Here is a 12441-nt window from a genome sequence, read left to right as displayed (position 1 = left end):
CCTAAAAGAGGGTCCTACAACCCCAATCCCCAAGGGGATTGGTTTGGGCTCTTCCCCGTTCGCTCGCCGCTACTTAGGGAATCGATGATTCTTTCTCTTCCTCCGGGTACTTAGATGTTTCAGTTCCCCGGGTTGTCTTCTGAAGCCTATGTATTCAGCTGCAGATAACTGGATATGACTCCAGTTGGGTTGCCCCATTCGGGTATCCACGGATCAAAGCCTGCTTACGACTCCCCGTGGCATTTCGCTGTTAACCGCGCCCTTCTTCGACTCTTAGCGCCTAGGCATCCACCGTACGCCCTTAGTAGCTTGACCTAAATCTTTTACTACATTTAGGGTTTCTCAAAACGTTGTTTGCACTCGGTTTTGAGGTGATGTTTCCTTTGACTTACTAGAAATTATTTCTCTATGNAGTTTTCAAAGAACATTTACTCTTCAATTAATTCCCTTTAAACTACTATTAAAGTTCTTTAATTAAAAGCAATTAAGTCCTTCGACTTAATCATGGATTGTTAGTTTAGCATTGCTGCTTAACTAGTTCAACCTGTAATNNTTGGTAATTTTCATTACCTTTGAGATTCCATTTCTGGTCTCTCAAAACTAAACAACAGCTTNGCCAATGAGTTTGCCGATCCCTCGGCTTGAGTCCTTAGACTCGTTTTGATCTCTTGCTAAGCAAGAGCATCGACCCATAGGATGTTCGTTTAAAGCCTAAGCTTTAAACCGTTCTCCTTAGAAAGGAGGTGATCCAGCCGCACCTTCCGATACGGCTACCTTGTTACGACTTCACCCCAATTATCGGCCCCACCTTCGACGGCTAGCTCCCTTGCGGGTTACCTCACCGGCTTCGGGTGTTGCAGACTTTCGTGGTGTGACGGGCGGTGTGTACAAGGCCCGGGAACGTATTCACCGCAGTATGCTGACCTGCGATTACTAGCGATTCCGACTTCATGCAGGCGAGTTGCAGCCTGCAATCCGAACTGAGACCGGCTTTCTCGGATTGGCTTCACCTCACGGCTTCGCTTCCGTCTGTACCGGCCATTGTAGCACGTGTGTAGCCCAGGACATAAGGGGCATGATGATTTGACGTCATCCCCACCTTCCTCCGGTTTGTCACCGGCAGTCTATCCAGAGTGCTCAACCTTACTTGTTAGCAACTGAATACAGGGGTTGCGCTCGTTGCGGGACTTAACCCAACATCTCACGACACGAGCTGACGACAACCATGCACCACCTGTCTCTCTGCTCCCCGAAGGGCACTCCCTTGTTTCCAAAGGATTCAGAGGATGTCAAGCCCTGGTAAGGTTCTTCGCGTTGCGTCGAATTAAACCACATGCTCCACCGCTTGTGCGGGCCCCCGTCAATTCCTTTGAGTTTCAACCTTGCGGCCGTACTCCCCAGGCGGAGTGCTTATTGTGTTAACTCCGGCACAGGAGGGGTCGATACCCCCTACACCTAGCACTCATCGTTTACGGCGTGGACTACCAGGGTATCTAATCCTGTTTGCTCCCCACGCTTTCGCGCCTCAGCGTCAGTTACAGTCCAGAAAGTCGCCTTCGCCACTGGTGTTCCTCCACATATCTACGCATTTCACCGCTACACGTGGAATTCCACTTTCCTCTCCTGTCCTCAAGATACCCAGTTTCCGATGCACTCTCAGGGTTGAGCCCTGATCTTTCACACCGGACTTAAATACCCGCCTACGCGCCCTTTACGCCCAATAATTCCGGACAACGCTCGCCCCCTACGTATTACCGCGGCTGCTGGCACGTAGTTAGCCGGGGCTTCCTCCTTAGGTACCGTCATGTCTCCTCCATATTCCTGAAGAAACCGTTCTTCCCTAAAAACAGTACTTTACAATCCGAAGACCTTCATCATACACGCGGCGTTGCTCCGTCAGACTTTCGTCCATTGCGGAAGATTCCCCACTGCTGCCTCCCGTAGGAGTCTGGGCCGTGTCTCAGTCCCAGTGTGGCCGTTCACCCTCTCAGGCCGGCTACTGATCGTCGCCTTGGTAGGCCTTTACCCCACCAACTAGCTAATCAGACGCGGGTCCATCCATCATCGGCAGCATATTCAGAGGCCGCCTTTCCTTAAAAGTTGATGCCAACTCCTAAGCGTATCCGGTATTAGCCCTCGTTTCCAAGGGTTGTCCCGGTTGTTGGGTAGGTTACCCACGCGTTACTCACCCGTCCGCCACTAAGATCCTTCTAAGTAAACTTAGAATTCTCTCCGTTCGACTTGCATGTGTTAAGCACGCCGCCAGCGTTCGTCCTGAGCCAGGATCAAACTCTCCAAAAAAGTTATTTCAACTTCTCTTGAAGAAGATGATATCTTGCTCATGATTCCATGATTCTTTTGAAACTCTTCCGAGTTTCTCTCATTGGCTGTCCTTGTTGTTTAGTTTTCAAAGACCACAGCTTTTGGGGCCGGAACTGTATTTTAGCATTTTAAACTTTTGTTGTCAATAACCAATTCTAATTGTTATCCTAAACCAATCGCTTGGCCAAATTTGGCCAGAAATAAATAATAGCATGTTCGACTTACGTTGTCAACAGCTATTTAAAAGTTTTAAAAATTGGTTCACCGTTTGACCTGTCCAGTAGCGACAGATACTAATTTACCTCCCCTCATCATATCTTCTTCAATAGACATTCTTTTGTTAACCTATTCCTCAGAGTATTGAGAATCCTTCTTGTTTGATAAGAAATACCATGCCCACTATTTGTGCTTGAATATATTTTTAAATACCAAATATTCAATTCATATCCAATTGCTTGACTAGTCAAAGACAATATAAAGAAAATTCCTATAATTGTTCTTTGAGTATGACTTTTTACAAAAATACATACACAAACAAAACAATAAATCAATATCGAGATCGGAACTGATAACAAATAATCATCTTCTTTGCCATCATACACCCTCTTTGCATTGCTTATCCACGAATCGACTTCCCATCCAACCCATCCCCACCACCTTCCCGTATCCACTAGGCAAGCACATCCCATCCTGCGGGATTGAAGTAGTTCGGTGGTTGACAGGTAGCTGAGATTTATGGGTATTTGAGGTCGAGGGAAGCGAGGGGGCGTGGTGCGGATATATAAGTCCTCCTGAGCTCAAATCTTACCAACATAGCTGCGAGTTTTATTAGGTAATAGCACTATTCCATCACTACTGTGTTTTTCAAACAATTCCGTCAATTCATCAATAAATTGTTGATAGTTCTCATCACCTTCTGCTGGAGCATACGAAGCAGATAAACTGCTTCCAATATATTCTTCAAGTGACAGTCGTCTATCATTTTCAAATACCTTAGAGTCATATAGACCATTTTTAAAGAAATCAGAAAACAGTTCGGGTCCATTACCAATCCCACCAGAGAAGCCAATAAATTCTGGGCAAACACGTCTACACAACTTATCGTTCTCTTTAATAAAGGTGTTCCCGGTTACTCGACTATTCCAAACCAGAACAACTTTGCCATTTGGTCTAAGTATCCGGTTAAACTCTATCTTCGATTTGTCCCTATCAAACCAATGGAAGGCTTGAGCCACAGTAATGAAATCCACCGAATAGTTAGGCAGACCAGTTTCCTCTGCACTACCATCAACCGTGGTAAAGTTATTAAATCCTTGGCAATACTCTTTACACGCAGAACGCATATTGTAGTTCGGTTCAACAGCATATATTTTCTTCACTTTGTCTGCAAGTAAATTTGACAAAATACCTGTCCCCGCTCCAATATCTGCGATAACACTATTCTTTGAAAACCCTAATTCATTTTCAAGATAATTTATGAACTCTTTTGGATATGTCGGGCGATATTTAATATAATCTGATACTTTATTTGAAAACTTTTCTTTACTATTCATTTCGCACCCCTAATAAAGTAAATTTTAGCTTCTTCTTTATTATTTGTAGCTTATCTACCGAAAGCGCCCAAATGCTCCGGTGGATCCGCATCTTCCCATCCTCTCCATTCCCCCGGTATCTACTAGCTAAAGTCATCCATCCTGCAGGGTTGATAGCGTTCGGTGGTTACTCTAGAGATCTAATAGCTTCCTAAAATAGGAAAGAACTATTTGGCTGTAAGGATCATAGCTTTCAGGTGGTAATATATTTAGGAAGCAAGAGAGAGAAAAAATCCTGACCCGGTCTAATATCTATGTTTAAAGGCCATGGTACTCATTATGAATTTATGTTTCAAAGCCGTTCAAGCATCATGGTTGTGTTTGACAAAACATCAAGAGGCTTCACCTTCCATCTTTCCGGTCCGGTCGGTAAAGGACATCCAGCAGCATTGGCTGTTGGGGGTTAATCAATTAACAATCCCATAATTATTGAGTCATAGAACTTACCATTAATTAAAAAATCCCTTTTTACTATTCCTTCTTCTATAAATCCTAGTTTCTTGTAAAGATATATACCTCGTGTATTGTCGCTTCTAACTCTTAAATTAATTTTCCTAATTATCTCTGAATTTTTAGCCCATTCAACCAAATTTTGAATTAGTTTTTCACCTATACCATTTCCCCAATATTCCCTTAAGACACTTACTCCAAATTCACCAACATGAGCATTTCTTTGCCTAGGACCACCAGAAAAATTCAAATTACCAACAATCTTTCCGTCAACTTCAGCAACGATAAAGCAGGCATTTTCTCTCGTCGAAACAGACTGAATGAACTCTTCTTCCTGCTCAACACTTCTTCCAAATTGCCTTGGTCCAAAAGTTAAAAAGTCTGACTCTCCACCAATTATTTCAAGATAATCTATTAAAGTCTTTGCATCCGATTTTACGGCCCTTCTAATTACAACCTCACTTATCTCTTTCAAAAAAAGCAACTCCTTGCTATTTTCCATAATCACCAATACGACGCATCCCCACTAAATATATAATGTTCCTTTGCTCCATCATATGGAAAACCCTTCTCAGCATCTTTCATCGTTTCACTGATAGGATCAAGCATTTTTACAAAAACAGTATTGTCACAAACCAGAAGTAATGGTTTCTCATTCACATAAGCCATATACTCTCCAAACATTTTCTTATATCTGATCGCGCCCACATTCAAAATCTGTTCGCAGACATAATCAATATAGTCTAAGCTAGTTGCCAAAATATCCCCGAACCAAACACTCCCCTACTCGACTGCTGGCTAGGCTTAATTACGGCAAAATAAATACACAACTATTCCAATGTGTGATTGATTATTATGCTGTCCTTGCTATGGGGTAGTTTTTAGCATAATTATCGACGATTATGGTGCCTGGGCAAAATGTTGCTCACCGTCTCCCGTTTTTGCATATAACAGTAAAATCCAGGGTATGTTAACACGCCCTGGATTACAGCTTCTACTCGTCAAACCTTCTGGGGTAAATGTTCGGAAAATAATTCGCAGGAAGTATTAGTGCCGGATTTTACAGGAACAACTTCTGTATTAAGATTTTCCATAGATTTCTGTGCAGGCTCAGGAAGCAGGAAAGTCAATAAAAAGCCTACCGCTGCAAAAATCGCGCTGACCAGTAAAGTCCCCCTTAACCCTAAACGTTTTGACAAAACTGGAAAGACAAAAACTCCCACAAAAGCACCGATTTTGGCAAATCCCGCAGATAACCCATGGCCCGTTGTCCGCAAACTTACCGGATAAAGTTCTGCCGGCAGTACAAATGTAGTCATATTAGGGCCAAATTCTGCAAAGAAGTAACTGATTCCGTAAAGCAGGAGGAACGGACCAAGCAGCATAGTTATATGCGGGATAATTCCCATTGCGAAAAACGCAAGGCCCATCACGGCAAAACCAATGAGTTGGAGGCGTTTATGCCCAATCCTGTCAATTGTTAAGAAAGCCAAGATATAACCTGGGACGGCAGCGATTGCAAAAATAATAACTGACCAGGCTTCGGTAGTAACAAGGTTAGTCTGGGGAGATATCATCTTTATAATAAGAGGTGTAGAAATTGTGTTGCCATAATAGGCGTAGTCAAAAATGAACCACGTTCCAGCCGTGCCAATCAATGTTTTTAACAATGTCCAATTAGTTAAAAAGCTCCATACTGACAGGCGTTTATGCTGTGAAAGGCCGTCCGCTTTCTCTACTTTGACTTGACCACCAGTATATGCCTGCAAATTGCCAGCTGCCTCATGCTCCTTACCCAAAACCTGGCTGACATAGCGGGGGGATTCCGGCATTTTCAAACGCAAGTAAATACTAAACAACGCCGGTAGTGCTCCGAGTCCCAACATCAAGCGCCAAGCCAGGTTATGACTGATCCCGCTCGCCAACAGGGTTAAAGCGACAATCGGCCCCAGAATTAGACCGACGGCCTGCATAGAGAATACCATTCCTACTAACTTTCCACGATCCCTGCGATTGGCATATTCAGTCATTATAACTGCACTGACAGGATAATCTCCACCAATTCCAACGCCCATAATAAACCGGGAAATTAATAGCCAGGTTATATTGGGTGAAAAAGCCGATATTATAGCACCAAGTGCCATGAGCGACGCCTCAAGACCATACATTTTCTTACGCCCCCACAGATCAGCAAGGCGGCCAAAAACAAAAGAACCTAGAAAAGCGGCCATCAGAGATGTACTACCAAGGAGTCCTAAGGTGCTTCTGTTTAGATGCCATTGAGATTGAATTAAAACCATTGCCGCGCCAATGATGAATAGATCATAAGCATCTGTAAAAAAACCAAGACCAGATGTTATCACGGCACGCAGATGGAAAAGGCTTAGCGGGGCTTCGTCTAAAGCAGCTACAATTTGGTTCCTTTGTCCGGATTCAGATTTTGTTGTCAAAAGAAAACCTCTCCTCTTTCTTTCCCGTTTATGTAGGATTACATTTGCTTGTTTACTTAATTATAAATCTCTTTCGGACAGCTCTCTTAAATCCATGTTAAGATAATGTTAATTTTATGTTAATTTTCCCAAAGAAATATTAAAATAATTTGAGTTAACATGTCACCTTCTCATCTTAGCCTGATCCAATTTGGAGATATTAAATATGCTATTGGCCACTTTTTGCAAGTTTTCGCCTCTTAGACTTTGTGAGATTATTTCTAGACAACATTAGAGATTTCATCGTCTATTCCACTACTAATCCTCCTGCGTGAGAACAATGATATTTCGTACTAGCTAGGGCAGTAAAAAAATCGCATGCTTCTGAGAGCAGCACCACAAGCTGCTTGTAATCATGTGAATGTTTTCAGACTGACGACCGTTTCAACGTGCCCGGAGTTGCCAAAAAGTCGGGTTTGAAAAACACAGAAGCACTCGTTGTGCTGAAATCGATTAAACACGCTTTTTTAGAACTACCTACCCGAAATGATTGTGCATTTAAAAAAAGATTGCCAGCTCCGAAATATGGATATAACTGAAAAGAAGGAACTGTTCGATGAATATTACGCCTTCGTCAAAAACAGTTTTCTCGCGGAAGGCCCTACAGAGGAAGAAAAACGCAGAACTCAAGATGCTGCGTTGGAAGAATTATTAGATTACGCACGGCAAGAAATGAAAAAGGCCATGCATTAGAGGAGGTTGCCTTTGTAGAGTAATAATACCGCCCGAAATACTATCTAATACCAGAATATGCCCCCACTGAAGTGAGGGCATTTTCAAAATGGATGAACGTTTGTAATAGAGCATATTACCACATAATTCATCATTGTCTAATTTTTAGAATTATGATATTTAAAAAATCCCCCTCTTTCGGAGGGGGAAGTGGTTGAGAAAAGCTTTTAAAAATCTTTAAGTTACCGTAATTGCGGAGCTGTTGGATTACCAATGAATTAACTATAAATTATGCTGTTATGCTGTTATCGTTATATGGACTTTTAATTTCTTAATTCAAAGGCAACTCTTCATAACTAAAAATTTATCTCTTTCTTTTCACTTAGTTCGAAAGAGAATCAACATGTAATCAACTCACTCCGGAATGGCTGGGGGCGCGTCAGGATGACCTAATGCCTTCTCAATAGCGACAACAATTAGGAAACTTAGACTACTTGCAACTGCCCCAACAACGATGCCCATAATCCCATATGGCTCATTAAGATATTCCCAATAGAACCCAACAATACTTCCTATCATAATGGACCATATCCCTGCATTTTTTGTGGATTTCTTCCACGTTAAACCAAAGATAAATGCCGCAAAAGGACCTGCAGAACGCATTGTAAAAGCAAAAACTAACATAGGTATGATTTGCTTGCTTCCCAGTGAGATAATGATTGCGATAATTCCAAAAACCAGAACCGCCGATTTACTGAACTTGGTAATCTGCTCATCGGTCATATCAGGACGGAAATAATGCTGGTAAATGTCTTTTACAAATACTGTTGCAGCTCCCAGTAGATCCCCTGAACCAGCAGACAACGTACATGATATAACCGCGGCCATGACTAAACCAGCAATTAGTGACGGAGTCAATTTTGTGGCAACGGTTGCCACCGCATTGTTTGGATCGATATGTGGAAAAATAGCTAAAGCAACAAGTCCCAAGATCGCCGGGACAAAAGAATACAGTGCCATAAGAACACCGCACAGAATAGAACCCCAAACGGCTGTCCTTTCATCCTTAGCTGCAAAGTAACGTTGTACAGCTTCCTGCCCAGTCGAGAAAGTCATGAAGTACATTAATATTAACCCTATGATTGTTTTCCATCCAACTTTAGTGAAACCCAACTGTCCTGGCGGTAACAAACTGACAACGTGTCCCCAGCCTCCTGCACTATGAATTGCAAAGGGAATTGCGATGGTGAACCCTACTAGTACAACTATAAAGTGAATGATATCGGTTATTGTTACACTCCACATTCCACCGATTACGGTGTAGAAAACTAACACGACACCAGAGAGAATTATAGCCACATTTTGGGATAGTCCGGTTAGAACATTTATGATTGTAGCTGATGCTGTAATTTGAACACCTGCAAGGGCTAAGTTCGCTAGAAAGGATAGTACTAAAGTAACTATGTGGCTTGATGGTCCAAAACGTCTTCCAATAATCTCTGGTACGGTAGTAGCCATTGCCCGGCGTAATCTTGGAGCAATAAATGAAACGAGAATGATGCCTAAACCGGCAGATGTTACATACCATCCAGCCGATAGCCCCCAACTACCGTAAGCCTTTGCTGCCACACCAACACTACTTCCTCCTCCGATTTCTGTAGCAGCCAAAGTTCCTGCAGTCAGTAGAACACCAATTCTTCGACCAGCCAGCAAATAGTCTGAACTATTACTTATTTTTGTCCGACTATAAATCCCAATACCTAAATTGATTATCATATATAAAATAAGAATTATCCAAATTGTCGTCATTTTTCAAACCTCCTCGAACGCTGTTGATTTTTTAGAATACATTGGAGAATTTATACCAACACATTTTAGTCTACTTGGACTAAACGTGGCTAACAATTCTCAAACATATAGATATCAGCTTATTCTACTCGTCTCCTCTCAAATATATTTTTGCCATAATTTATTATTAATTTTAATTATTACACTTTGCGCAAAGTGCCTTTCCGATAAACTATAAAATTGATACACCGAACTACCTTTGACAGTTACCGGCCGGTACCTACTAAAAATAGTTCATATTTTTATTTAGTTTATTATATTAACTTATAAAATAAACAGAAAGCGCTCTAGATTAATAATCTAAAGCGCCATTGCTTTTTGATATTATTGAATAACATCTTGAATAATTATAGTGCTTTTAAAAGTAGAAAGCAATTCAATTTAAAAAAGTATACAGTATTTGATAATTGTGTGGCTTTTTTGACCATTTCATAATATTCCTTTATCTTGTTGCTTAAATCTCACACCTTCATTGCCAATTTTATTGCCATACCGGCTCCCTGTGGCCTGAATAGTGCTCTGTGTACACTTCACCTAGTGGTCACCCATTTCGGTGCAACACTCGATATGGGTGGTTGGCTAAACCTTTCCCAACAGGGACTTTCACCCTGCCAGACTGACTGAACTTACAGAAACGTAGCCAAAAGCCCACGGTTTTAATCGTGGGATGAAGGCGGCTTCGTAATTTCATGTAAATGTAAATGTCTTAGCACCATGATAAACTAGTATTAGTTTGATCTTTGAAAACTGGATAGAGTAAGAGGTTCTGATAGCTAATGCGTCTATCAGGTAAAACTCTATGTGTCGTCAAGAAAAAAGACGTTAAAACGATCGTTTTCAAAGAAACTGTGGTAGCTGGTAACAGGCTATCAGCCTAGAGTACCATTGTGTACTGCTCTAGGACGGGCTAATGGCATAGCCCTGAACTTGGGGTCATACTCCGATAGCAGAAATGTACTTCGGTTTAATCACCCAAGAATCCCATCGGCTTTAACCGTGGGAGTGTCAATTGACATTCCGATGTGGTAAACATTTTTAGCAGGAAGGGAGGTCTGACAAGAGTAAAAATCTACGAATTTGATACACTTTTAAATGAGGTCATAATGCCAGTAATATCAATGGATAGACAGTAGCAGAGACTAAAGTGCTGGTTGTCGCACTTCCTGGACCCTACGCGGAACGACAAAAAATGACAGCCCGTTAGCATGTTCCGCCGAGTATGAATGATGTCAGTATGGATAGACTGGTCCGTTGACTACATCACTAAGATAATCGCCTCGATGTTCAGGTTTTGTTCGAAGAACTTCTAATTGAGTGTTGACAAGCAATTCATTAATACAGACTTGTGAACCACCGACATAGGTCCAGCTGAAATCTATCTCTGTCGCCACACACCAGGTGCGGTCATCAGGCCACCATAAACTAGGGCTGACCAGATCATTTTGACCTATAAACACGCCGTTTACAATTTCGTTCAATGATGCACTCAATAAATAATAGTTTCGATCGGGTAGCTGAATAAGTGGCACATTTTTATTGATACCCTGTATTGTTTCATCGATACTTGCAAAGCCCTCCCAAAAGCATACCCAACATCGTTGTGTACTTGTTGTGTGAAGCGCTAGCAGCTTTGTAAGGGGAATTAGCACCTCATTTGGGCAACGGCCCAGTAAAGGTTCATTATGCCACGGTTTTGGAGTTAAGGTAGATCTAACAGGTTGACAAATAGCTTCCCACTGCATCTCAGGATGAACTGAACGTCCGGACCAAGCTGCTATCTCACTCCACCGCACAGTGCCACGATCCTGATTATCAGCTGCAGGATGGAATACACGGGCGTATTCATCAAAGACATTTGGAATTACTGATTCTACAGGCGTGCCCGTACACCGTTTTCTCACAGGGAGAGAATGTAATAACCATTCTGCTGGTTTAATATCGTTTGGTATCGTTACTCCTTTGGCTAACCCTAACACCTTTCACCCAACACCTCTCTAATTATATAATTAGTTATATGCTTGGGTCCTATAAAGAGCGCTAAGCCAACAGCACAAATGCTTTTGAAAATCATCATCAAGTTGGAACTATTCTTATTGGTTTCGATAGCTCTTAAGCTTCAATATTGTTTTACTAATAATAAACGACGCGACATAGGGAAAACATCCCGCCATAACTACAAAGTGTGCCAATTGATATGGTGGCCTGCTCCAAATATCATATGCATTTCCTTTTAATATTAGCGGTCTAAGAATAGACTCGATTATGTCGTTCGGTAATACCTCCACTAATGCAAAAAGAGTCATAGAAATTAATAATATAATTACGATCACAAAGTACATCGATACCTCAACTTTTTTGGGTTCACCATTCATAGCCGGGAAAACCCAAATACTTAAAAATGAAGCCCCCGCAAAGACTATAACACTTAAATAGCCAACAAAATCGCACGTATGCCTAAACTCGGCAATCATAATGCCAATGCATATAAGTGGTAAGATTGTGAGCATCAATACATAAACCAAAATACTTAATTTATTTTTCGATAGATACCCTGAAATAAAAATTATTAGACATTCTAAAAAAATCATTCCGCTCATTCCATATAACCTCATTTCCTAGGTGGACTTCTCCATCCCAAGAGAAGTAAGCTCTCTATTGATCATTTAATCTAATTCCACAAGACGGACACTCTATTTCATATTCGGAAATTCCTACTCCACAAGCTGGGCAGACCTCTCCTGATAGGTCTGTTTTACGATTGCCTAAATTACTCTCATTTATATATGGCTTTAGTAAATCTCCTATTTTAATTCCATCTATCTCTATCACTTCAAGTTCACTCGTTTGAACCCAACTTATCACGCCACATTCATCGCTAATTGCAGCACGCATAAATTCTCCTTCTTCTTGATGTGGAAATAGATCGCCCCCCAACAAACTCGGTCTAGAATATTTAAAAAATGAATATCCAGTACCAACTAATACGTAATATTTACCTTTAACCTTATGTAAGACAATTGCTGCCATATTATGTTCTTCTCCTCTCAAATTGAAAAAAGTAGTCATTG

General features: G+C 41.5%; 9 protein-coding genes and 2 rRNA genes. 1 reads left to right on the top strand and 10 read right to left on the bottom strand.

Annotated elements, in window-relative coordinates:
- The 6 genes from B5771_RS08825 to B5771_RS08800 all read right to left on the bottom strand — a co-directional run.
- A 23S ribosomal RNA gene (locus B5771_RS08825) occupies positions 1–315 on the bottom strand; the annotation flags it as partial.
- A gap of 421 nt (positions 316–736) precedes the next feature.
- Positions 737–2301, bottom strand: a 16S ribosomal RNA gene (locus B5771_RS08820).
- 818 nt (positions 2302–3119) lie between these two features.
- Positions 3120–3875 carry a class I SAM-dependent methyltransferase gene (locus B5771_RS08815; protein ID WP_088187186.1) on the bottom strand — a complete coding sequence of 252 codons (756 nt, stop codon included), beginning with the start codon at positions 3873–3875 and terminating at the stop codon, positions 3120–3122.
- Positions 3876–4317: 442 nt separating this feature from the next.
- Positions 4318–4839, bottom strand: coding sequence for a GNAT family protein (locus B5771_RS08810; protein WP_242966798.1), 522 nt, complete (start codon positions 4837–4839; stop codon positions 4318–4320).
- Positions 4840–4868: 29 nt separating this feature from the next.
- Positions 4869–5123, bottom strand: a complete 255-nt coding sequence (locus B5771_RS08805) for a transcriptional regulator (protein WP_140417715.1) — start codon at positions 5121–5123, stop codon at positions 4869–4871.
- A gap of 242 nt (positions 5124–5365) precedes the next feature.
- Positions 5366–6814 carry an MFS transporter gene (locus B5771_RS08800; RefSeq protein WP_088187185.1) on the bottom strand — a complete coding sequence of 483 codons (1449 nt, stop codon included), beginning with the start codon at positions 6812–6814 and terminating at the stop codon, positions 5366–5368.
- Positions 6815–7378: 564 nt separating this feature from the next.
- Between B5771_RS08800 and B5771_RS24275 the strand changes: the two genes are divergently transcribed.
- Positions 7379–7546 carry a hypothetical protein gene (locus B5771_RS24275; protein ID WP_172408210.1) on the top strand — a complete coding sequence of 56 codons (168 nt, stop codon included), beginning with the start codon at positions 7379–7381 and terminating at the stop codon, positions 7544–7546.
- Positions 7547–7939: 393 nt separating this feature from the next.
- Here the strand turns inward: B5771_RS24275 and B5771_RS08790 are convergent, their stop codons facing one another.
- From B5771_RS08790 to B5771_RS08775, 4 genes are all read right to left on the bottom strand, one after another.
- On the bottom strand, positions 7940–9334 hold the full coding sequence (locus tag B5771_RS08790) for a sodium:solute symporter family protein (RefSeq protein WP_088187183.1): 1395 nt from the start codon (positions 9332–9334) through the stop codon (positions 7940–7942).
- Between the two features lie 1268 nt (positions 9335–10602).
- Positions 10603–11274: a hypothetical protein gene (locus tag B5771_RS24805; protein ID WP_242966797.1), complete on the bottom strand. Its 672-nt coding sequence runs from the start codon at positions 11272–11274 to the stop codon at positions 10603–10605.
- A gap of 189 nt (positions 11275–11463) precedes the next feature.
- On the bottom strand, positions 11464–11970 hold the full coding sequence (locus B5771_RS08780) for a hypothetical protein (RefSeq protein WP_088187182.1): 507 nt from the start codon (positions 11968–11970) through the stop codon (positions 11464–11466).
- A 55-nt stretch (positions 11971–12025) separates the two neighbouring features.
- Positions 12026–12400, bottom strand: coding sequence for a hypothetical protein (locus tag B5771_RS08775; protein ID WP_088187181.1), 375 nt, complete (start codon positions 12398–12400; stop codon positions 12026–12028).
- Between the last annotated feature and the right edge of the window lie 41 nt (positions 12401–12441).

The sequence above is a fragment of the Desulfosporosinus sp. FKA genome, assembly GCF_002196785.1.
GTDB classification, from domain to species: domain Bacteria; phylum Bacillota; class Desulfitobacteriia; order Desulfitobacteriales; family Desulfitobacteriaceae; genus Desulfosporosinus; species Desulfosporosinus acididurans.
The sequence above is the reverse complement of the archived record's forward strand: the minus strand, read 5'-3'. Positions and strand labels throughout refer to the sequence as shown.